This window comes from Paraburkholderia sp. JPY419, from assembly GCF_050435705.1.
GTDB classification, from domain to species: domain Bacteria; phylum Pseudomonadota; class Gammaproteobacteria; order Burkholderiales; family Burkholderiaceae; genus Paraburkholderia; species Paraburkholderia youngii.
The window spans coordinates 1,997,871-2,021,821 of record NZ_JBNDKV010000002.1 but is presented as its reverse complement, the minus strand read 5'-3'; the positions used below and the strand labels follow the sequence as shown (position 1 = coordinate 2,021,821).

Annotated in this window: 13 protein-coding genes; 6 read left to right on the top strand and 7 right to left on the bottom strand. The window is 64.7% G+C overall.

Annotated elements, in window-relative coordinates:
• Positions 1-36: 36 nt before the first annotated feature.
• The 5 genes from gcvH (at position 37) to QFZ91_RS15280 (ending at position 8,075) form a co-directional block, all read left to right on the top strand.
• Positions 37-417: a glycine cleavage system protein GcvH gene (gcvH, locus tag QFZ91_RS15300; RefSeq protein WP_013090937.1), complete on the top strand. Its 381-nt coding sequence runs from the start codon at positions 37-39 to the stop codon at positions 415-417.
• Between the two features lie 82 nt (positions 418-499).
• A complete protein-coding gene (gene gcvP / locus QFZ91_RS15295; RefSeq protein WP_429567711.1) occupies positions 500-3,436 on the top strand; it encodes an aminomethyl-transferring glycine dehydrogenase in 2,937 nt (978 codons plus the stop codon).
• 124 nt (positions 3,437-3,560) lie between these two features.
• The gene (locus QFZ91_RS15290; protein WP_429567710.1) at positions 3,561-4,691 is read left to right on the top strand and encodes an alginate lyase family protein; all 1,131 of its coding nucleotides are present in this window, start codon (positions 3,561-3,563) and stop codon (positions 4,689-4,691) included.
• A gap of 28 nt (positions 4,692-4,719) precedes the next feature.
• Positions 4,720-6,108: an L-serine ammonia-lyase gene (locus tag QFZ91_RS15285; RefSeq protein WP_429567709.1), complete on the top strand. Its 1,389-nt coding sequence runs from the start codon at positions 4,720-4,722 to the stop codon at positions 6,106-6,108.
• A 239-nt stretch (positions 6,109-6,347) separates the two neighbouring features.
• The gene (locus QFZ91_RS15280; RefSeq protein ID WP_429567708.1) at positions 6,348-8,075 is read left to right on the top strand and encodes a thiamine pyrophosphate-binding protein; all 1,728 of its coding nucleotides are present in this window, start codon (positions 6,348-6,350) and stop codon (positions 8,073-8,075) included.
• Positions 8,076-8,144: 69 nt separating this feature from the next.
• On the opposite strand, the gene QFZ91_RS15275 is transcribed toward QFZ91_RS15280, so the two are convergent.
• The 5 genes from QFZ91_RS15275 to hemE all read right to left on the bottom strand — a co-directional run bounded on the left by QFZ91_RS15275 (position 8,145) and on the right by hemE (position 19,575).
• Positions 8,145-9,293, bottom strand: coding sequence for a branched-chain amino acid ABC transporter substrate-binding protein (locus QFZ91_RS15275; protein ID WP_429567707.1), 1,149 nt, complete (start codon positions 9,291-9,293; stop codon positions 8,145-8,147).
• 88 nt (positions 9,294-9,381) lie between these two features.
• Positions 9,382-13,320: a trifunctional transcriptional regulator/proline dehydrogenase/L-glutamate gamma-semialdehyde dehydrogenase gene (gene putA, locus QFZ91_RS15270; protein WP_429567706.1), complete on the bottom strand. Its 3,939-nt coding sequence runs from the start codon at positions 13,318-13,320 to the stop codon at positions 9,382-9,384.
• Positions 13,321-14,162: 842 nt separating this feature from the next.
• Positions 14,163-15,593 (bottom strand): YeiH family protein, encoded by a 1,431-nt coding sequence (locus tag QFZ91_RS15265; RefSeq protein ID WP_429567705.1) that lies wholly within the window; start codon positions 15,591-15,593, stop codon positions 14,163-14,165.
• 169 nt (positions 15,594-15,762) lie between these two features.
• The gene (locus QFZ91_RS15260) at positions 15,763-18,009 is read right to left on the bottom strand and encodes a primosomal protein N' (RefSeq protein WP_429567704.1); all 2,247 of its coding nucleotides are present in this window, start codon (positions 18,007-18,009) and stop codon (positions 15,763-15,765) included.
• Between the two features lie 465 nt (positions 18,010-18,474).
• Positions 18,475-19,575, bottom strand: a complete 1,101-nt coding sequence (gene hemE, locus QFZ91_RS15255; RefSeq protein WP_429567703.1) for a uroporphyrinogen decarboxylase — start codon at positions 19,573-19,575, stop codon at positions 18,475-18,477.
• 294 nt (positions 19,576-19,869) lie between these two features.
• On the opposite strand from hemE, the gene QFZ91_RS15250 reads away from it, so the two are divergent.
• Positions 19,870-20,661 (top strand): transporter substrate-binding domain-containing protein, encoded by a 792-nt coding sequence (locus QFZ91_RS15250; protein WP_176380023.1) that lies wholly within the window; start codon positions 19,870-19,872, stop codon positions 20,659-20,661.
• An 817-nt stretch (positions 20,662-21,478) separates the two neighbouring features.
• Here QFZ91_RS15250 and QFZ91_RS15245 read toward each other — a convergent pair.
• Together QFZ91_RS15245 and QFZ91_RS15240 are read right to left on the bottom strand one after the other, a co-directional pair.
• A complete protein-coding gene (locus QFZ91_RS15245; protein WP_429567702.1) occupies positions 21,479-23,209 on the bottom strand; it encodes an AMP-binding protein in 1,731 nt (576 codons plus the stop codon).
• Positions 23,210-23,430: 221 nt separating this feature from the next.
• Positions 23,431-23,856: a F0F1 ATP synthase subunit epsilon gene (locus QFZ91_RS15240; protein WP_008917918.1), complete on the bottom strand. Its 426-nt coding sequence runs from the start codon at positions 23,854-23,856 to the stop codon at positions 23,431-23,433.
• Positions 23,857-23,951: the final 95 nt, after the last annotated feature.

The window sequence follows — 23,951 nt, the reverse complement described above, 5'->3', positions numbered from 1 at the left end:
CAAACCACTACCGAACATACCGTTCAGGAGCATCCAATGAGCATCCCGGCCGATCTGAAATACACCGAATCGCACGAATGGGTCCGCACCGAAGCGGACGGCACGCTGACGGTCGGCATCACCGACCACGCGCAGGAAGCGCTCGGCGACATCGTCTTCTTCGAAGTCCAGGAACTCGGCAAGTCCGTGACCGCCGGCGACACCGTCGCCGTGATCGAATCGGTGAAGGCCGCTTCCGATATCTACGCGCCGGTTTCGGGCGAAGTCATCGAAGCGAACACGGCCGTCGGCGACTCGCCGGACACCGTCAACAGCACGCCGTACGACAGCTGGCTGTTCAAGATCAAGCCGGCCGCCGACGCGTCGCTCGAGCGTCTGCTCGACGCCGACGCGTACGCGAAGTCGATCGGCGCCTGAGTTACTGCCTGATTCACTTTTCGTTTTAACCGTCAGGCGCGGCGCTCGCACAACGGCGCGCGCCGCGCCGCCAGGAACACCCATGAAGCTCGAACACCCGGATCGTCTGATGAACCGCACTCCTCTCTCGCTCGCCGCGCTCGAAGTGCACGACGCCTTCGCCGAACGGCATATCGGCCCGGATACGGCCGACCAGCAAGCGATGCTCGAAGCACTCGGCTTCGCGTCGCGCGCGGCCTTGATCGACGCCGTCATTCCGAAGACGATCCGCCGCACCGAAGCGCTGCCGCTCGGCCCCTTCGCGCAACCGAAGAGCGAAGCCGAAGCGCTCGCCGCCTTGCGCGAGCTCGCGGACAAGAACCAGGTGTTCCGCTCCTACATCGGCCAAGGCTATTACAACGCCCATACGCCGACGGTGATCCTGCGCAACGTGCTGGAAAATCCGGCGTGGTACACCGCGTACACGCCGTATCAGCCTGAAATTTCCCAAGGCCGTCTGGAAGCGCTGCTGAACTTCCAGCAGATGGTCACCGACCTGACCGGCCTCGCGATCTCGAACGCATCGCTGCTCGACGAAGCGACCGCCGCCGCCGAAGCGATGACACTGCTGCAACGTGTCGGCAAACCGAAGTCGAACGTGTTCTTCGTCGCCGACGACGTATTGCCGCAAACCATCGAAGTCGTGAAGACGCGCGCGACGCCGGTCGGCATCGAAGTGAAGGTCGGCCCGGCCGCTGAAGCCGCCGACGCCAACGCATTCGGCGTGCTGCTGCAATATCCGGGCGTGAACGGCGACGTGCGCGACTACCGCGCGCTGACCGAAGCGATCCACGCGGCGGGCGGCCATGTGGTCGTCGCCGCCGACCTGCTCGCGCTGACGGTGCTGACGCCGCCGGGCGAATGGGGCGCGGACGTCGCGGTCGGCAATACCCAGCGTTTCGGCGTGCCGGTCGGCTTCGGCGGCCCGCATGCCGCGTACCTCGCGGTGCGCGACGAATTCAAGCGGCAGATGCCGGGACGTCTGGTCGGCGTGACCGTCGACGCGCAAGGCAACCCCGCGCTGCGTCTCGCGCTGCAAACCCGCGAGCAGCACATCCGCCGCGAGAAGGCGACCTCGAACGTGTGTACCGCGCAGGCGCTGCTCGCGATCATGGCGAGCATGTATGCGGTCTATCACGGCCCGCGCGGTCTGAAGACGATCGCGCTGCGCGTGAACCGGGTCGCCGCGCTGCTCGCCGCAGGCGCGAAGCAGCTCGGCTATAAGCTCGTCAATGAAACGTTCTTCGACACGCTTACGTTCGACACCGGCGCACGCACTCAAGCGCTGCTCGACGCGGCCACGGCCAGGCGCATCAACCTGCGCCGCGTGAGTGCGACGCAAGTCGGTCTGTCGATCGACGAAACCACCACGCGCCACGATCTGGCCGACCTGCTCGCGGTGTTCGCGCAAGCGGCCTTCGCGAGCGACGTGCCGCAAGTCGACGCGCTCGACGCCGCGCTGAGCGCATCGAACACCGCGTCGGTGCCGGCCGCGCTCGAACGTACGAGCACGTACCTCACGCATCATGTGTTCAACCGCCATCATTCGGAAACGGAAATGCTGCGCTATCTGCGCAGCCTGTCGGACAAGGACCTCGCGCTCGATCGCTCGATGATCCCGCTCGGCTCGTGCACGATGAAGCTGAACGCGACCTCGGAAATGCTGCCGGTCACGTGGCCCGAGTTCGGCCAGATCCATCCGTTCGCACCGGCCGAACAGACCGTCGGTTATCGCGAGATGATCGATCAGCTCGAAGAGATGCTGGTCGCCGCAACCGGCTATGCGGCCGTGTCGCTGCAACCGAACGCGGGCTCGCAGGGCGAGTACGCGGGTCTGTTGATCATCCACGCATATCACGCGTCGCGCGGCGAAGCGCATCGCAACGTCTGTCTGATTCCCGCTTCGGCGCACGGCACGAACCCGGCGTCGGCGCAGATGGCCGGCATGCAGGTCGTGGTCGTCGCATGCGACGCGCAGGGCAACGTCGATATCGAGGATCTGAAGAAGAAGGCCGCGCAGCATGCCGATAAGCTCGCTGCGATCATGATCACGTACCCGTCGACGCACGGCGTGTTCGAGCAGAACGTCCGCGAAATTTGCGAGATCGTGCATGCGCACGGCGGCCAGGTGTACGTGGACGGCGCGAACATGAACGCGATGGTCGGCCTGTGCGCGCCGGGCCAGTTCGGCGGCGACGTCTCGCACCTGAACCTGCACAAGACCTTCTGCATTCCGCACGGCGGCGGCGGACCGGGCGTCGGTCCGGTCGCGGTCGGCGCGCACCTCGCGCAGTTCCTGCCGAACCAGACTTCGTCGGGCTATCAGCGCGCGGAGAACGGCATCGGCGCGGTGTCGGGCGCGCCGTACGGCTCGGCGTCGATCCTGCCGATCTCGTGGATGTACATCGCGATGATGGGCGCGAAGAACCTGACGGCCGCGACCGAAACCGCGATCCTCAACGCGAACTACGTCGCGAACAAGCTCGCGCCGCACTATCCGGTGCTGTACTCGGGCCCCGGCGGTCTCGTCGCGCACGAGTGCATTCTCGATCTGCGTCCGATCAAGGACACGAGCGGCATCACCGTCGACGACGTCGCCAAGCGCCTCGCCGACTACGGCTTCCACGCGCCGACGATGAGCTTCCCGGTGCCGGGCACGCTGATGGTAGAGCCGACCGAATCGGAGTCGAAAGAAGAGCTCGATCGCTTCATCGAGGCGATGATCGCGATCCGCGAGGAAATCCGCGCGGTCGAGGAAGGCCGCTCGGACCGCGAGGACAATCCGCTGAAGCACGCGCCGCACACGGCGGCGGTCGTGATCGCCGACGACTGGAAGCATGCGTATGCGCGCGAGACCGCTGCGTATCCGCTGAACACGCTGATCGCGAACAAGTACTGGCCGCCGGTCGGTCGTGCGGACAACGTGTACGGCGATCGCAACCTGTTCTGCTCGTGCGTGCCGATCGCCGATTACGAGTAACAGCGAGTCAAGGGAAGTCTCGCGCGGCGCTGCGAAGGTCGGTCAGCGTCCGCGCGCGATCCTGTTGTTGAAAGCCGCAACCGGCTAACATCACACACCGAATCAGCCTAACGAGGAGTTTCGCATGGCGCGAAAGGTGCGATTGATGCAAAGCCGGGACGAGGCGGCGGGTCTCCGTCCGTGGCGACCCGCTTACGCTGTGCTGCTGGCCGCTGCGGCCGTGCTGCTGCCGCTGCGCGAGGCGCAGGCCGCGATGAATTTCTGCGCGGCGCCGGCGCTGCAAACGAGCGAGCGCACCAATGCCGATCCCGGCGTCAAGGCGCTCGTCGCCAACGTGCAGGCGCATCTGAACGAGCAGCCCCATGCGCTCGCGAAACTGCACACCGAAGGCACGCTGCCGCACGAGGGCATCTACGATCAGAGCGTCGAAGCACAGAAGGATCTCGACCTGCTGCGCGATGCCGCGCTCGCGTGGCGCGCGACCAGCGACGACCGCTTCCTGAAGCTCGTCGATCGTCTGCTGTATACATGGGTCACGACCTATCAGCCGAGCTTCAATCCGATCGACGAAACGGGTTTCGAAGGGCTGATCCTCGCCTACGACATGACAGCGAGCGCGCTGCCCGTCAAAACGCGCAATGCGGCGATGGCGTTTCTGACGAAGTTCGCCAACGGCTATATCGCACAGATCGACGCGCAGCCGCGGCCGCTCACCGGCACGTTCCGTAACAATTGGCAAAGCCACCGTATCAAGCTGATCTCGATGGCCGCGTTCACGCTCGACAATCGCAAGATGATCAACGCCGCGCAACGGCTGTTCGTCGAGCATATCGGCGACAACATCGCGCCGGACGGCTCGACGATCGACTTCGGCGAGCGCGATGCGCTGCACTACGTCACCTACGATCTGCAACCGCTGGTGACGGCCGCGCTCGCCGCGCGCCGCCACAACCGCAACTGGCTGCAGGAGAAGGGCGCGAACGGCGCGACGCTGCTCGCCGCGCTGAACTGGCTCGTGCCGTTTGCGATGGGCACCCAGACGCATGAGGAATTCGTGCATTCGAACGTCGCGTTCGATGCAAAACGTCGCGAGGCCGGCTTGCCCGGCTATTCGGGTCGTTGGGATCCGAAGAACGCGGCGGAACTGTTTCACCTGGCGGCGCGTCTCGATGGACGCTTTACGCCAGTCGCGCTGCAGCTCGCACCGACGCCGCCCGCGTGGCTCGCCGTGTGCTTGCCGCTGGCGGCGCGCTAAACTCTTATCTATAGGCAGGGAGCAGTACATGGCAGTCAGCGTTTTCGATCTCCTCAAAATCGGCATTGGTCCGTCGAGCTCGCATACGGTCGGGCCGATGCGCGCGGCCCTGATGTTCGTCCAAGGACTCGAGCGCGACGGGCTGCTCGATGCCACCGCAGCGGTGAAAGCGGAGCTGTACGGCTCGCTCGGCGCGACCGGCAAGGGGCACGGCACCGATCGCGGCGTGATGCTAGGCCTGATGGGCGATGCGCCCGACACCGTGAATCCCGACACGATCGCGCAACGGCTGGAAGCGGTGCGCACGTCGCGCAAACTCGCGCTGCTCGGCACGCACGAGGTGCCTTTCGTGCAGAAGGAGCAGATCGCGTTTTATCGCCAGGCGTTGCCCGAGCATCCGAACGGCCTGAAGCTGTTCGCGTTCGATGCGCAAGGCGCGACGCTGCGCGAGTCGACCTATCTGTCGGTCGGCGGCGGCTTCGTCGTGACGGCTGGCGCACCGAACACGAAGGTGTTGAGCGCCGTCGATCAGCTTCCGCACTCGTTTCGCACCGCCAACGAGTTGCTCGCGCTGTGCGCGTCGAGCGGCAAGAGTATCGCGCAGCTGATGTGGGAAAACGAACGTGTCTGGCATAGCGAGGAAGAAACGCGCACGGGTCTGCTGAAGATCTGGGACGTGATGCAATCATGCGTCGCGCGCGGATGCGGCATCAACAATCCCGACGCCGATGGTCACTTGCCCGGCCCCTTCCAGGTGAAGCGGCGCGCGCCGCAGCTGTATCGCGCGTTGACGGGCAACCCTGAGCGCGCGTTGCAGGACCCGCTGTCGATGGTCGACTGGATCAATCTGTACGCGATCGCCGTCAACGAAGAGAACGCCGCGGGCGGGCGCGTCGTCACGGCGCCGACCAACGGCGCGGCCGGCATCATTCCGGCGGTGCTGCATTACTACACGCGCTTCATGCCGGGCGCGAACGAGCAGGGCGTGATCGACTTCCTGATGACGGCCGCCGCGATCGGCATCCTGTACAAGCTGAACGCGTCGATCTCCGGCGCGGAGGTGGGCTGCCAGGGCGAAGTCGGCGTCGCTTGCTCGATGGCCGCGGGGGCGCTGGCCGCGGTGATGGGCGGCACGCCGAAGCAGGTCGAGAACGCCGCGGAAATCGGCATGGAGCACAACCTCGGGCTCACCTGCGATCCGGTTGGCGGCATGGTGCAGATTCCGTGCATCGAGCGCAATGCGATGGCATCGGTGAAGGCGGTCAATGCCGCGCGCATGGCGCTGCGCGGCGACGGCAGCCACTATGTGTCGCTCGATTCGGTGATCAAGACGATGCGTGAAACCGGCGCGGACATGAAGACCAAGTACAAGGAAACGTCGCGCGGCGGCCTCGCGGTGAATATCGTCGAGTGTTGAGTCGGTGAGCGCGGCATTCAATTGCATGCAATCGCATCGGAAAAGCGCGGGCTCTGTGGCCCGCGTTTTTCATTTGGGCGACCGCGTTGCGCCCACGCCGGTCGAACAGTTGCGCTGCGCCATGACAGCGCCCACGTGCTCGGCGTAAGCTGTCGAAGCACCCGTCGGCCGCTGTTGCAGGTTCCGCCGATGCGGCTCCATCACAACGCACTCACGCACTGCCAGGAGGCTTCTTCGCAATGTCGCTGCCGAATGCTCCCGCTGCCCATTCCGCTTCCCATACCGCACGCAAGACCGGCGCGCGCCTCGTCGTCGATGCGTTGCTCACGCACGGCGTCGAACGTGTGTTCTGCGTTCCCGGCGAAAGCTTTCTCGCCGTGCTCGATTCGCTGCACGACGAAACCGAGCGCATCCAGACGATCGTCTGTCGTCACGAAGCCGCGGCCGCGAACATGGCCGAAGCGGTCGGCAAGCTGACCGGCCGCCCGGGTGTCGCGCTGGTCACGCGCGGACCGGGCGCGACGCATGCGTCGATCGGCGTGCACACCGCGTTCCAGGACTCCACGCCGATAATCCTGCTGATCGGCCAGTGCGCGCGCGCACATCTCGATCGCGAGGCATTCCAGGAGATCGACTACCGGCGCATGTTCGGTCAGATGGCGAAGTGGGTCGCGCAGATCGACGACCCTAAGCGCATCCCGGAATATCTGAGCCATGCGTTTCATACGGCCACCTCGGGACGGCCGGGGCCGGTCGTGCTGGCGCTGCCCGAAGACGTCTTGAGCGATGCCTGCGACGCGGTGCCTGGCGCGCCCGCTTATCACCGCGTGGCCGCATCGCCTTCAGCAGCGCAGATCGCGCGACTAAGCGAGTTGCTCGAAGGCGCGCAACGGCCGATGGTAATCGCCGGCGGCAGCGGCTGGACAGCGGCCGCATGCGCGGACCTGCGGCGCTTCATCGAAAACTGGCAGTTGCCGATCGGCCTCGCGTTCCGCTTCCAGGACACCTTCGACAACGAGCATCCGAACTATGCGGGCGACGTCGGTCTCGGCGTCAATCCCGCGCTCGCTCAGCGCATTCGCGACGCGGACCTGCTGCTCACGCTCGGTCCGCGCCTCGGCGAAGCGACGACCAACGGCTACACGCTGCTCGACATCCCGAAGACGAAACAGACGCTGGTGCACGTGCATCAGGGTGCGGAAGAACTGGGGCGCGTCTATGCGGCCGATCTGCCGATCGTCTCCGGCATGCCTGAACTCACGGCGATGCTGGCGGAACTGAAGCCGTCGACGTCCGGCAAGCTCGCCTGGGCGGGTGCCGCTGAAGAAGCGCATCGCGCGTATCTGGAATGGCGCAAGCCGCGTCCGACTCCCGGCGACGTGCAGATGGGGGAAGTGATCGAGCAATTGCGCGCGCACTTGCCCGAGGACGCGATCGTCACCAACGGCGCGGGCAATTACGCGACGTGGCTGCATCGACATTTCTCATATCGACACTTCCGTTCGCAGCTCGCACCGACGAGCGGCGCGATGGGCTACGGCGTGCCGGCGGCGCTCGCGGCAAAGTCGCTGTATCCGCAACGCGCGGTGGTCGCGCTCGCCGGCGATGGCTGCTTCATGATGGCCGCGCAGGAACTGGCAACCGCGATGCAGTATGACCTGCGCGTGCTGTTCATCGTCGTCAACAACAGCCATTTCGGCACGATCCGCATGCATCAGGAGCGGCACTATCCGCATCGCGTGCATGGCACCGGTCTCACGAATCCGGACTTCGCGGCATTTGCGCGGTCGTTCGGTGCGCATGGCGAGACCGTTGAACGTACCGCGGATTTTCTGCCGGCGCTGCAGCGCGCGATCGAATCGCAGCTGCCGGCCGTGATCGAAATTCGCATGCCGCAGGAAGCGAGCACGCCCGCGGCGACGCTCGAGATGATTCGAGAGCAGGGGAGGAAGATGCGGGGGGAGTGAAAATCGCGCCATAATCAAAAAACCCCGCCGAAGCGGGGTTTTTTGTGGTCAACCGGGTTCAGAAAAAAATTACTTGCCGCCCACGCTTTGCAGCGTCGTCCACTTGCCATCGACGACCTTGTACAGCGTGATACCGCCGTTCTTCAGATCGCCGCGCTCGTCGTACGCGAGGTTGGCCGTCGTGACGGCCGGCTTCGAGGTCTTGGCGAGCAGCGGCAGGTACTTGGCCGGATCGGTCGAGTTCGCGCTCTTCATCGCGGTGAACATCGCCATCGCGCCATCGAACGCGTATGGCGAGTACGTTTGCACGTCTTCGTTGAAGCGCGCCTTGTACTTCTCGACGTACGCCTTGCCGCCCGGCATTTCATCGAGCGGCAGGCCGGCGAGCGATGCCACCGTGCCGTTCGCCGCGTCGCCGGCGAGCTTGATGAAGGTCGGCGTGTGGACCATTTCGCCGCCCATCAGCGGCGCCTTCACGCCGAGCTGCTTCATCTGCTTGACCATCGGTGCCGCTTGCGAATCCGCGCCGCCGTAGTAGATCAGATCGGGGTTCGACGACTTCAGCTTGGTGAGGATCGACTTGAAGTCGACGGCCTTGTCGTTCGTGTATTCACGATCGACGATCGTCGCGCCGGCCGCCTTCGCTGCCTTCTCGAACTGATCCGCGAGGCCCTGGCCGTAAGCGGTGCGATCGTCGACGATCGCGATCTTCTTCATGCCGAGGTTCTTCACCGCGAACGTGCCAGCGACCGAGCCTTGCTGCGTGTCCGACGTCATCATGCGGAAGGTGGTCTTGAAGCCCTGCTGCGTGTATTCCGGCGCGGTCGCCATCGCGATCTGCGGAATGCCCGCGTTCGCATAGATGCGCGAGGCCGGAATCGTCGTGCCCGAGTTGAAGTGGCCGAGCATGCCCTTGATGCCGTCATCCACGAGCTTCTGCGCGACCGTCGTGCCGGTGCGCGGGTCGGCCTGGTCGTCGGCCGAGTCGAGCACGATGCGAACCGGCTTGCCGCCGATCACCGGCTTCGTCGCGTTGAACTCTTCGACCGCGAGCGTGATGCCGTTCTGGAAGTCCTTGCCGTAGTGCGCCTGTGCGCCCGTCATCGGACCAGCGAAGCCGATCTTCACGTCTTCCGTCGATTGAGCGTTGGCCGTCCCCGCCAGCGACATAGCGGCAACCAGAGCTGCGCCTGCCAGCTGTTTCATTTTGTGTTGCATAGCTTCTCCTTGATACCAGGTGTGGATGAAGCGGTGTCGGGGTCGCCGTGCCCGCTTCCTTTCTATTGAAGAAATCGCCGAGGTTCGCTCAACCGATCGTCATCAAATTCGCATTACCGCCTGCCGCCGCGGTATTCACGCTGACCGAGCGCTCGGTCAGCAGACGCTCGAGCGCGTAGTCCTCTTCGCCGCTCGCAAGCGCCCGGGCCGCGACGCCCTGCACCGACACGATCGGCCCCGCGCGCTTCGCGACCTCTTTCACGAGCGTGAGCAGCTCGTCGCTGTCGCCTTCGAACAGCACGGCGTCGAACGGTGCGTCGGCGCTCTTCTTCACGCTCGCATGCGCCTTCAGCGACGCCGGCAATTGCGAGACCAATTGTTCACCGGCAGCGCCTTCGAACAACGCACGATTACCCGTAGCCAGCGCCGCCGCGAACTGCACGCGTGCGCCGCTCGCCGTCGATGCGATGCACAGCACCGTGCCGCGCGGGCCCAGCGTGTATGTATTGCGCTCGCCCGTCGGCCCCGACAGTACCGCGGTTGCGCCCGCCGGCACATGCGACAGATAGCCGTCACAGCGCGCGGCAAGCTGCGGCTCGCGCTCGGCGATCAGCCAGTCGCGCAACGCGGTCAGCGCGGCCGCCGGATTGTCGCCCTTTTCTGCTGCCTGCGCCGCCTGCGGCACTTCGACCACCAGCGCCTGCGCGAGTGACTTCGGCAAACCAGCCGGACGGGTCGCGAGCAGACGCTGCAGATACAGCGCGCCGCCGGCCTTCGGCCCCGTACCGGACAGTCCTTCGCCGCCGAACGGCTGCACCCCGACCACCGCGCCGATCACGTTGCGGTTCACGTAGATGTTGCCCACGTGTGCGCGGCTGATCACGTGCGCGATCGTTTCGTCGATGCGCGTGTGAATGCCGAGCGTCAAACCGTAACCCGTCGCGCGAATCTGTTCGAGCAGCTTGTCGAGCTGGCTGCGGCGATAGCGCACCACGTGCAGCACCGGGCCGAACACTTCGCGCTTCAGCTCGTCGATGCTGTCGAGTTCGATCAGCGTCGGCGGCACGAAAGTACCCTGCGTCGCGCCTTCCGGCAGCGGCAGTTGCTCGACCTTGCGGCCCTTGTCGCGCATCGCCGCGATGTGGGCGTCGATGCCGCGCTTGGCGTCGAGGTCGATCACCGGGCCGACGTCGGTCGACAGCCGGTCCGGGTTGCCGAGCGCGAGCTCGCGCATCGCGCCCGTCAGCATTTCGAGCGTGCGGTCCGCAACATCGTCCTGCAGACATAGAACGCGCAACGCCGAACACCGTTGACCAGCCGAGTCGAATGACGATTGCAGCACGTCGGCGACGACCTGCTCGGCGAGCGCCGACGAGTCGACGATCATCGCGTTCTGGCCGCCGGTTTCGGCGATCAACGGGATCGGTTTGCCATCCGGATCGAGTCGGCCGGACAGCGTCTTGTTGATCAGACGCGCGACTTCGGTCGAACCGGTGAACATCACCGCCCGCGTGCGCGGATCGGCGACCAGCGCGGCGCCGACCGTCTCGCCATTACCCGGCAGCAGTTGCACCGCGCCCGCCGGCACGCCCGCTTCGCGCAGAATCCGCACAGCTTGAGCTGCGATCAGCGGCGTCTGCTCGGCCGGCTTCGCGAGCACCGTGTTGCCGGCTGCGAGCGCGGCGGCCACCTGGCCCATGAAAATCGCCAGCGGGAAATTCCACGGGCTGATACAGACCACCGGACCGAGCGGCCGATGCGTGTCGTTCGAAAACTCGTCGCGGATCTGCGCCGAGTAGTAGCGCAGGAAATCGATCGCCTCGCGGATTTCCGCGACCGCGTTGGCGAGCGATTTGCCCGCCTCGCGCACCACGAGTCCCATCAGCGTGTGCATCTGCGCTTCGAGCAGATCGGCGGCACGCGCGAGGCAATCGGCGCGCGCCTCGACCGGCGTCGCCTGCCAGATCGGCGCGGCGGCCACCGCGTGGCCGAGCGCGGCGCTCACGTGCTCCGGCGTCGCTTCGACGACGGTGCCGACGAGATCACGATGGTCGGCCGGGTTGCGCACGTCACGTCCGGCGCCGGCGGCGATCTCGTTGTCTTCGAGCATCGGCGCGGCGCGCCACGGATGATGCGCGCTCGCGAGCAGCGCCGATGACAGCGACGCGAGCCGATGCTCGTTCGACAGATCCAGACCCATCGAATTGAGCCGCTCGGCGCCGTACAGATTGCGCGGCAGCGGAATGCGCGCGTGCGGCGCGCCGAGCGGCGCGATCTTCGACGCTTCCTCGACCGGATCGGCGACCAGGTCCTTGATCGCGACGGATTCGTCGGCGATGCGATTCACGAACGACGTGTTCGCGCCGTTTTCGAGCAGCCGGCGCACGAGGTACGCGAGCAGCGTCTCATGCGTGCCGACCGGCGCGTACACGCGGCACGGGCGGTTCAGTTTGTCGCGGCCGGTGACTTCTTCGTACAGCGGCTCGCCCATACCGTGCAGGCACTGGAACTCATACTGGCCGGGGTAGTAGTTGTTGCCGGCGAGGTGATAGATCGCCGACAGCGTGTGCGCGTTGTGCGTCGCGAACTGCGGATACACGGCATCGGGCGCGCCGAGCAGTTTCTTTGCGCAGGCGAGGTACGACACGTCGGTATAGACCTTGCGCGTGTAGACTGGATAGCCCTCGAGGCCATCGACCTGCGCGCGCTTGATTTCCGTATCCCAGTACGCGCCCTTCACGAGCCGCACCATGATGCGGTGACGGCTGCGACGTGCCAGATCGACGATGTAGTCGATCACGAACGGACAGCGCTTCTGATACGCCTGCACGACGAAGCCGATCCCGTTCCAGCCTTGCAGCTCCGGATCGAAGCACAGCGCTTCGAGCAGATCCAGCGACAGTTCGAGGCGGTCGGCTTCTTCGGCGTCGATATTGAGGCCGATGTCGTAGCGGCGCGCAAGGATCGCGAGCGAACGCACGCGCGGCAGCAGCTCGCTCATCGTGCGTTCCTGCTGCGCGCGCGAGTAGCGCGGATGCAGCGCCGACAACTTGATCGAAATGCCAGGGCCTTCGTAGATGCCGCGACCGCCCGCGGCCTTGCCGATCGCGTGGATCGCCTGTTCGTACGAGGCGTAGTAGCGCTGCGCGTCGGCCTCGGTGGTGGCCGCTTCGCCGAGCATGTCGTACGAATAGCGGAAACCGCGCGCCTCGTACTTGCGGCTGTTCGCGAGCGCTTCGGAAATGTTCTCGCCGGTGACGAACTGCTCGCCCATCAGGCGCATCGCCATGTCGACGCCCTTGCGGATCAGCGGCTCGCCACCCTTGCCGATCAGCCGCGTAAGCGCCGACGACAGGCTCGTCTCGCTATTGGTCGTCACCAGCTTGCCGGTGATCATCAGACCCCAGGTCGCCGCGTTGACGAACAGCGACGGCGCCTGGCCGACGTGCGATTTCCAGTCGCCCTTGCTGATCTTGTCGCGGATCAGCGCGTCGCGGGTCGCGCGATCGGGAATGCGCAGCAGCGCCTCGGCGAGGCACATCAGCGCGACGCCTTCCTGGCTCGACAGCGAAAATTCGTGAATCAGCCCTTCGACGCCCCCGCCCTTGCTCTTCGTGCGCAGCGTTTCGACGAGCTTGCCGGCCATCGCCTGCACGTCGCCCGCGAGGTTGGCCGGCAGACGCGCCTGGCCGAGCAGGAACGGCACGCATTCGGGTTCAGGGCGCCGATACGCGGCGGTGATCGCCGCGCGCAGCACCGACTGCGGCTGCACATTCTGCGCGAAATCGAGGAACGGATGCGACGCGCCATCTTCCTCGTTCTCGACCGCCGCGCCGTCGGCGAGATCGGCCGTGCCGGTTGCGCCCGACAGTTCGGCCGGCAACTGGCCGTGCTCGATCTTTTCGAGGTAGGCGAAAATCGCCTGCTTGATCAACCAGTGCGGGGTGCGCTCGAGGCGGGTGGCGGCATCTTTGAGCCGGGAACGCAGGAGGTCGTCGACCTTGACGCCAAGGGTGGTGCTAGCCATGTTTCCTTCTTGATACCGGGCGTGAGCCTGGCGAAAGACTAAAAGTTGGGCGAATCGTACGCCTACAAATAAAAAGGTGCAACCAATTCGACAGGTTGGTTGCACCATGCCGCGAGCCTTGTGGGACGGGGCTTTCCGGGCGGTGAGCGAGAGTCGGAGTGTGGTGTTTTCGATCGGTACTTTCCCTGACGTGATTCTTTTTGAAATAAGCCTTATCAAACGACTTCGCGCGCCGATATACAGAAGCATGACGATGGACGGCCCGAAACGTCGGTTTCAGGGCACGCAGAAAAGATAAACGGGGTTCCCGAGGGTTGGTGTGATGGAAAAGTGGCTAGTAATACTGGGCATCTGGATGATGTGCGCGGCTTGTGCGGTGTTTTTCATTCGAGGCGCGACCAGGAGCTCGAATCCGCGCGAAGACGAGCGCAAACAGGCAAGCGCGGCCTCGCGTGGATCGGCGGGCGATACGCGAAGCGCGCTGAACGACTGAGATCGGGGGAAGCCCGCGCGACGGCTCATGAAGCCGGACGCGCGCGGATGTGGGAACGTGCAGCTGGATTGGTGCGCGGAGCTTGGCGCCTGAAGATCGCTTACGGGTCAGCGCGGCCCGAGCGACGGCGCAACGGGCTCGAACTGCGCACAGACATCGCCGGGGGAAACCAGCTGGTCGTGCAGACGACACAGTCTGCTATCGGCGACGCTCGCGCCGAACCCCGAACTAAACGCGACAAGCCCTGGAATACGCTGCTCGAGCGCGTCCCGTTCACTCGCGCGATGCCGGCATCCGGCGCAGCACCGCGTGTCCGCCGCGCCACGATCCTTGGAAACCTTCACGGGCATTATCCGAGGCTGTTCCAGTACGACGCGAACACGTGCGCGGACAGCGCATAGCCGATCGCGATATTGACCACGACGCCCGCCGTGAACGCGAGGAACGGCTTCAGACCGGTCGCCGCAAGCGAGCGGAAGCGCGTCGTCAGACCGATGCTCAGGAAGCAGAAGGTGAACGCCCACGTGCGCAGCACCGTGATCGGCGCGACGAACTCCGGCGTGACGACCTTGCGGTAGTCGGCGAGCGAATAATGGCTCGCGATCCACGTGACCAACGCCGACGCGATCACGAAACCGATCACGAACTTCGGGAAACGCGCCCAGATCTCGCCGGCATTCGCGCGCGCGGTGACGCCGCTGTCCTGCGCTTCCCAGCGCGTCGTCGCGACGATTGCGAGCACGAACGCCCAAATGCCGATCCAGATGTCGCGGCCGACCACCTTCATCAGCGTGAACGCCTGCAACGACGCTTCCGGCGCGCCGGCGATCGCGCCGCCTGCGTGCCGCGCGAAATCGCCGTAGGCCTGGGCCGCGGCGATGCCAGCGGCGTCGGCGAATTCGGAGGTGCCGATCCAGGCGCCGGCGACGGCCGTCGACAGTCCGAGCGAGCGCGACACGAACGGCAGCACGAAGATCATCACGATCGCCCACAGCACGACCAGCGTGATCGCGACCGACGCCTGCTCGCGCTTCGCCCGTACCGCGCCGGCAATCGCGATCGCCGCCGACACGCCGCACACTGCGCCGCCGACACCGAGCACGGCGGCAAAGCGCCGATCGAGCCCGAACGCGCGCGCGACGAAGAAGATCACGAAGAACGTCACCAACGACACGATGCTCGCCTGCACGACCGCAACCGGCCCGGCCCACACGAGCAACGTGAACGGCAGCGTCGCGCCGAGCAGCACGATACCGACCTTGATGTAAAACTCGACGCGTAACCCCGCCCCGAGCCACCGCGGCAGCGTGAACAGGTTCGACACGAGCAGCCCGAGCGCGAGCGCAACCAGCGGCGGTTCGAGGTTGTACTTCGACGCATCGACCCACGCGCCGAGCGTCAGGATCAGCGCGGAAGCGACGAATACGACGACGAACGCCGCGAGAAACGCGCCGACGCGCTGCCTGAGCAGAGCGACGCTCGCTCCGAACAGCACCGCGAATGTCGCGAACAGCGCGAGGTAGTTGGGTAGATGTTTGCCGATGTCCTGCGCGGCCTGCGCGACGCTCGACCATTTGGCCGGCGCGACCGCGAGCCACCTGATGCTGCTGCCCGACGCGAACAGCGCCCACGCAATCACGATCACGAGCAGGCCGACGCCAGCGGCGAGCCAGTCTTCGGTCAGCGAAAAGCCGCTGCCTCGTGCGGTTTGCGCGTCTTGTGTACCTTGCCGATGACCCGGTGCGGTGCCCGCCGGTCCGGGATGATGGGTGTCGCTCATTGCAGATGCCCCGAGAAAGTTGAGTGGCATCGGCGCGAAATTATTGTCGTTTAGCCGCAAAATGCGCCGATTTGGCGAATATAGGCGAGTGCTATCGCAAAGCGAAACGATCATTCGCTCTATGGATATGACTCAAAGAAGTAAGGCCGGCGTCACCTGGGCCGTGGCGTCAGATGTCGAGCGGATCGACTTCGAGATTCCAGCGCAGCACGCCCTTGAGCGCGCGCAACAGCGGCTGCCATGCACGCAACGTGGCCTGCAGCGCGGCACGCGACGCGCTTTCGATCAGCAGCTGCGCGCGATGAACGTGCATCACCTTGACGATCGTGAGCGGCACCGCGTCGTATACGGTGACACGCTCGGCGGCCGGAATCTGCGCAAGCTCGGCGGCGGCCTGCTGCAGGAACGCGAGCGCCGCTTCGAGCGTGCGGCCTTCGGCTCGCAGCAGCGCCTGATAGACGAACGGCGGCAGGTGCGCGTCGCGTCGCTCCGCGAGCGTCGAGTTGGCGAAGCCGACGTAGTCGTGACGGCCCAGCGCGTGATACAGCGCGTGACGCGGATAGCGCGTTTGCACCAGCACTTCGCCCGGCAAACCGGCGCGGCCCGCGCGGCCGCTCACCTGCATCAGCTGTGCGAACAGGCGCTCGCTCGCGCGGAAATCATGCGAAAACAGCGCGGTATCGGCATTTAGCACGCCTACCAGCGACACGCGCTGGAAATCGTGCCCTTTCGCGATCATCTGTGTACCGACCAGAATATCGACCTCGCCCGCGTGCACGTCGGAGAACAACGCCTGCGCGCTGCCTTTGCGGCGCGTGCTATCGGCATCGATGCGCAGCACGCGGGCGCCCGGCACCGCGCTGGCGAGCGTTTCCTCGACGCGCTGCGTGCCGCGCCCGAGCGGTGCGATGTCGACGTTGCCGCACTCCGGGCACGAACGCGGGATACGAGACTCCCAGCCGCAGTGATGGCAGCGCAGCGCGCGCTCGGGCTTGTGCAGCACGACGTAGGCGCTGCAGCGCGGACAACCGGCCACCCAGCCGCACGCGTCGCAGGCGAGTTGCGGCGCGTAGCCACGTCGGTTCAGGAACACGAGGCTCTGCTCGCCGCGTTCGAGCCGCGCCTTCATCGCGGCGATCAACGGACCCGACAAGCCTTCGATCGACGCCCGCCCGCGGCGGCGCTCGTCTTCGAGATCGATCAGGCGTACGGCCGGCAGCGCGGCGTCGGCGACGGCCCGGCGCGACAGCGTGAGCCGCTTGTAGCGGCCCTGATCGGCCTGCCACCAGCTCTCGAGCGATGGCGTCGCCGAGCCGAGCACGACCGGCACACCGAGCTGTTTCGCCCGATAAATCGCGAGATCGCGCGCCGAATAGCGCAAGCCCTCCTGCTGCTTGTAGGCCGGATCGTGCTCTTCGTCGACAACGATGATCGCCAGCCGCGGCAGCGACGCGAGTACCGCGAGCCGTGTGCCGAGCACGATGCGCGCACGGCCGGTGTGGGCGGCGAACCAGTTGCGGGCGCGCTCGCCTTCGGCGAGGCCGCTGTGCAGCGTGACGATCGCGCTGGCGTCGAGCGCGGCGAAGCGGGCACGGAACGCCGCCTCGAACTGCGGCGTCAGGTTGATTTCCGGCACCAGCACGAGCGCTTGCGCATCCGGCCTGGCGGCCAGAATCGCGGCGAGTGCGCGCAGGTACACCTCGGTTTTGCCGCTGCCCGTCACGCCGTGCAGCAGGAACGGCGCGAAACCGTCGGCGGCGCGGATAGCTTCGACAGCACTCGCCTGCTCGTCGGTGAGGGTCGGCAGGACCGGCGCGGGCGCGTCCGGCAGCGAAGCGGCGGCGGGCACCGCGGCGGCGTCGATCACGTCGAGCGTCACCCAGCCAGCGGCCTGCCATGTGTCGAGTGTCGCCAGCGCTTTCGGATGCAGCGCGCGGGCGTCGGCGGCGAGCAGGAAGTCGGCTTGGGCGAGTGCTTGCGCGAGCGCTCGGAGCGCCGTCGCGCGGGCCGGCAACGCGTCAGGCAATGCCGTGCGACCCTCGGGCGTCAACCGATAGCGCTCTTCCGGCGCGAACAGCCGCGACCAGCGCGACGCGTCGCGCAGCGCCTGCGGCAGCGCGGGCAGCGCCACTTCGCCGAGACTGCGTTGATAGTAGTCCGCGGCGAACCCGGCGAGCGCGAGCCAATGCGCCGACACCGGCGGACACGACGCGCAGACCTTATCCACATCCCGCAGGCGTTCGGCGGGCACCTCGCTGTGAGCGGCCACCTCGCAGATCAGCCCCACCACGTGCCGTTTGCCGAAGGGAACGCTGACGAGCGCGCCCACGACAGCCGCCTCGGATGTGCCGCAGCGGTAGTCGAACAAGGTCGGCAGCGGATGATCGAGCGCGACGCGGACGAACACTTGGTTCACTCGGCGAGGCGCTGAGGACGAGCCGGCACGAGGCCAAATCGCGGCGCGCGGTGGCTCGCGCGGTAGGCGATACCGTCGAAGTTAAAGTAAAACCTTAATTTCACCGCTAAGTTTTGGATTCGGCTGAACAATTCCGCTCGGCGCGTGGCCCTGTGGATAACTTTGTTGAGAACTTCGCTTCGACGGGCCGCAAATGGCGTAGCGACGGCCTTGTGTGGGATTCCGCACATTTCGTCCCGCTCGCCGCAAAGCCTTGCCCGACAAGGCTCAGTTCAAATGCGCCGGCTATGTGCAAGGGTCCGGCCACGATTAAAGCCTCTACTGCGCCGCAGCGTGCGAAGTGTGCATAAGTCAACTCTTGACTTTCGTAAGACCACCATCTGACGGCCTCTTCGAGGAACTACGGTCCTTAGGCCCAGAGCCCAATTCGCTGCAACGCAACACGAAACGGTAACGATTACAGTCTCACGAAGGCGCGTGTGCACCACTACGGATCGCGCGGCTGTGACGATGCACTTCGTCGACCAGCTCGGCAACATGCTCTGGCGGCGTGAACTGCGAAATGCCATGACCCAGGTTGAAAACGTGGCCGGGATGATTGCCGAAGCTGTCGAGCACCGCGCGCGCTTCCATGCGGATAGCGGCGGGTGGTGCAAACAGCACCGACGGATCGATGTTGCCCTGAAGCGCCACCTTGCCACCGACACGCTCGCGCGCCTTACCGAGGTTCACGGTCCAGTCGAGGCCCACCGCGTCGACACCGCTCGCGGCGATATCGTCGAGCCACAGGCCACCGCCCTTCGTGAAGGCGATCACGGGCACTTTTTCGCCGTCGTGCTCGCGCTTCAGCTGACTGACCACCTGCTCGATGTAGCGCAGCGAAAAGCGCTGATAGATGCCATCGGCGAGCGCTCCGCCCCATGTGTCGAAAATCATCACTGCTTGCGCGCCGGCTTCGATTTGCGCGTTCAGATACGCCGCGACCGAGCGCGCGTTGATCTCGAGAATCCACTGCAGCAAATCGGGACGCGCGTACAGCATCGATTTGATCGTGCGAAAGTCCGCCGAGCCCCCGCCTTCTACCATGTAGCACGCGAGCGTCCACGGACTGCCCGAGAAGCCGATTAAAGGCACCCGCTGGCGGCCTTGCGCGTCCTTTAGCGCCGAGCGGATTTCACGCACGGCGTCGGTCACGTAGCGCAGTGTCGCATCGATGTCCGGCACCGCGAGGCGCGCGACGTCGTCTTCGGTGCGCACCGGACGGGCAAATTTCGGCCCCTCGCCGTTGACGAAATCGAGGCCGAGGCCCATCGCGTCGGGCACGGTCAGGATGTCGGAGAACAGGATTGCGGCGTCGAGCGGATACCGATCGAGCGGCTGCAGCGTGACTTCCGTCGCGAAAGCCGGATTCTTCGCGAGACCGAGGAAACTGCCCGCGCGGCCGCGCGTGGCGTTGTATTCCGGCAGATAGCGGCCAGCTTGCCGCATCAGCCAGATCGGCGTGTAGTCGGTGGGCTGGCGCAGCAGCGCGCGCAGGAAAGTGTCGTTCAGGAGTTGATGGGCCACGTTGCGTGCGACTGGAGGGCTGAGGGCAAAAGAGCATTTTACCGGAGGCGGCCGCGGTCATCGCGCATCGCGGGGTAATCGACGTTGCGACTGCGCGTCGTGGGAAGCGGGCGAAGTGCAGCTCGGGCCTACCTCCGCCAGCTGCCGGCCGCCACTGCGTGTACGGCTTCGGGTCGCTGCCTTCTGCTGCCCCGGTCACCCTGGCTGAACGGCCAATGTTCAAGCCCGCGCTGCCAAGCTACTATCCGACAGCTTTACCGATGAATTACACACTACACACCACTAGGAGACTCGATGAAGAAGGCAGCACTCGCAATGCTCGGCGCGCTCGCCGGCGTCCTCATGCATGTCGGCGTGGCCAACGCCCAAAGCGCCGCGGCCGCGCCGTCCCGGCTCGACGACATCATCAGCCGCGGCACGATACGCGCCTGCACTACCGGCGACTACAAGCCGTACTCGTTCTACAAAGGCGATGGCCAGTTCGAGGGCATCGATATCGACATGGCTGAGTCGCTCGCGAAGTCGCTCGGCGTGAAGGTCGAGTTCGTCAAGACGTCATGGTCGAATCTGATGAACGACTTCGTCGCGAAGTGCGACATCGGCATCGGCGGTGTGTCGCCGACGCTCGAGCGCCAGAAGCATGCGTTCTTCACTCAGGCTTACATGATCGACGGCAAGACGCCGATCGTCCGTTGCGACGACGTAAACAAATATCAGACGGTCGCGCAGATCGATCAACCGTCCACGCGAGTGATCGTCAACCCGGGTGGCACCAACGAGAAGTTCGCGAAGCAATACTTCACGCACGCAAACGTGACCGTTTATCCGGACAACGTGACGATCTTCAAACAGATTCTCGCGGGCAAGGCGGACGTGATGGTGACGGATGCGTCGGAGACCTTGCTACAGCAGAAGCTCAATCCCGGCCTATGCTCTGTGCATCCGGACAAGCCGTTTCAGTACGGCGAGAAGGCATGGCTGCTGCCGCGCGGCGACGTCGCGTTCCAGCAATACGTCGATCAGTGGCTGCACCTCGCCCGAGCGACCGGCGAGTATCAGGCTATTTCGGACAAGTGGTTGAAGTAAGACGACCGTGTGCGTGCCGGGCCGTCAGCTGCGAAATAATTGCGGCATGGGCGGTTTGCGCAGGCCTGAAGGCGTCGCATCGGCGAGGATGTAACGAAGGGCGATGTCTTCGAGCTGTAATACCTGCCGGATCAGCTCTATAAGGAAGACATGCGCCTCTATTTAATCAGTGGCGCAAGGGGCTTCGTGTCGTTGCGTTGCAGCGCGGATTTTGGCCGGTTTGCGAATATTTCGAGGCATAGTCGCACTGCTTATTCGCAGGAAGTTCGTCGCTCGAAAGCTGCAAATGCAACCATTTCACGCTGATGAATGACCGAATTTATACTGCGATGTGCGTCATGACTGGCATCAATCATGCTGCGTGAACTGCGTCGCAGTCATCGGTAAAAATTACGTTTCACACGCTTTTGTTTTGGCAATAAATCCCGCAACGCCTTATCTGGCGGGCGTTACAACCTGAAACACTTTGTTACCGCCTTCGTAGGTTAATTCGCCCACAATGCCCTCAACGGTTTCAACACGGATGTGGCTGTGTGCGTGGTGTGAGCGGATACGATGCACTTGCCGGTCGGCGGTTGCCGAAGCCCTGTGAAGGGGCATCCCTGCTGGGGCCGTGATCGACGCAGGGTCGTCGGCATAACCGTCCCATCATTGGTCTCCTCGCGCTAACCCCGTAGCGTGTGGTTTTTAGCGGGCTCCAGGCCCGCTTTTTTTTCGTCTGCTCAAACGTTTGCGCGCGACGAATGTCCGCCGCGCAACTTCGGTTCGACTCCTCACCCATTGCTCATGTTTGGCTGCGGAGCCTGCCGCGGCAGCGTCATGCCGTCTTGTCCTCTCTGAGTTTCAATTCGCTGATCATGCTTTCGCGCATCACGAATTTTTGTACCTTGCCGGTTACGGTCATAGGTAGTTCGTCGACGAAGCGGATATATCGCGGCACCTTGTAGTGCGCAATCTGTCCATGGCAGAACTGCTGGATCTCTTCTGCCGTTGCCTGCTCACCCGTCCGAAGCACGATCCACGCGCATACTTCTTCGCCGTACCTTGTATCGGGCACGCCGAAGACCTGCACGCTCTGGATCTTCGGATGGCGGAACAGAAACTCCTCGATCTCGCGCGGATAGATGTTTTCGCCGCCGCGAATCAGCATGTCCTTCAGCCGGCCGACGATGTTGCAATAGCCTTCGGCGTCGAGCGTCGCCAGGTCGCCCGTATGCATCCAGCTGTCGACGATGCTCTCGTGCGTCTTCGCTTCGTCGCCCCAGTAACCGAGCATCACCGAGTAGCCGCGCGTGCATAGCTCGCCGGTTTCGCCAACCGGGACGATATTGCCCAGTGGATCGACGATTTTCACTTCGAGATGCGGCTGGATGCGCCCGACAGTCGTCGTCCGCTTATCGAGCGGATCGGTCGTCGAGCTTTGAAACGAGACCGGGCTGGTTTCCGTCATGCCGTAGGCGATCGTGATCTCGCTCAGGTGCATCTTCGAGACGACCTTCTTCATCGTCTCGATCGGGCACGGCGAGCCCGCCATGATGCCGGTGCGCAGCCGCGAGAAGTCGTAAGACGCGAAGGTCGGATGGTCGAGTTCGGCGATGAACATCGTCGGCACGCCGTGCAGCGCGGTGCATTTTTCCTCGGCTGTCGCGGCGAGCGTCGCGGCGGGATCGAAGCCCTCGCCCGGGAACACCATATTCGCCCCGACCGACACGCATGCGAGCACCGCCAGCACCATCCCGAAGCAGTGGTACAGCGGCACTGGAATGCACAGACCGTCCTGCTCACTGAGCCGCATCGCCATCGCGATATAGCGCGCGTTGTTCACGACGTTGCGATGCGTCAGCGTCGCGCCTTTTGGATTGCCCGTTGTGCCGCTGGTGAACTGGATGTTGATTGGTTCACGGCACGACAAGGTCGCGCCGATCGCATCGAGCCGGGTGGCGTCGAATGACGCGCGCCCACGCTCGATCACATCGGAAAAGCTCAGCATGCCTGGCGTCTCCGTGTCGCACATGCGGATCACGTAGCGCAGCTCCGGCAGCCGCGCGGCATGCAGTTCGCCCGGCGGCTGCGTCGCGAGTTCGGGCGCAAGCTCCTGCAGCATCTCGAGGTACATCGACGTCTTGAAGCGCTCCGCGGTGATGATCGCCTTGCAACCGACCTTGTTCAGCGCGTATTCGAGCTCCGCGAGCCGGTAGGCTGGATTGATATTGACGAGGATCGCGCCGATACGCGCGGTCGCGAACTGCGTCAGCAGCCACTCGACGCGGTTCGGCGACCAGATGCCTACGCGGTCGCCCTTGGCGATGCCGAGCGCAAGCAGCCCAGACGCAAGCACGTCCACTTCTTGCGCGAATTCGCTCCACGTCCAGCGAATGCGCTGCTCGCGAAACACCACGGCCGGTCGTTCGGGAAAGCGCGCCGCGGTGTCGCGCAGAAACTCGCCGACGGTCGCTTCGCTCAACGGATTTTCAGTCGACCCGCGCACGTACGACAGTCCATCGGCGGGTTCGATAAGCGCACCTTCGCCCGAGCTATGCGTTGCCATGGTGTTGTCTCCGTGAGCGCGAGCGCGCTCGATTGAAATGAATTTGAAATCGATTGTGCACCGGCGCGTACCGGGCCGGCATCAAGTCTTACCCGCACCGCATCGCGCCGACCGACGCCTATGTCTCCACCCTCATGGATTTTGCCGTCCTTTACGTAAACGTCAACCAGATATCAAAAAAAAGCAGCCGCGTGGGCTGCTTTCTTCTGCTACGTGCTGCTTTAGTGCTGGCCGCGCAGCTTGCGCAGACGCTGGATTGCCGCGAGTTGTGCGGTCGCGTACGCGAGCTCCGCTTGTGCGGTCGCGTACTCGAGGTTCGAACCCGTGTTCTGCAGCGCCTCTTCCGCACGCTTGCGTGCGTCTTCGGCCTTGGCTTCGTCGAGATCCTTGCCACGAATCGCGGTGTCGGCGAGAACCGTCACTGCGCCCGGCTGGACTTCGAGGATGCCGCCGGCGACGAACACAAACTCTTCTTCGCCGTTTTCAACTTCGATGCGCACCGCACCCGGACGGATCCGTGTGATGAGCGGCGTGTGGCCCGGCAGAATGCCAAGTTCACCCGCTTCGCCAGGCAGCGCGACGAACTTCGCCTGGCCCGAGAAGATTTCCTCTTCCGCGCTGACGACGTCTACTTTAATGGTTGCCATATGTGTCGACTCCTGTCGACGAGAGTTAGCGCTTGAGTGCTGACCCCCGTCCCATGCAAGGCGGGTTGAGCGTAATAAGAGACGCTGGCCTTGCT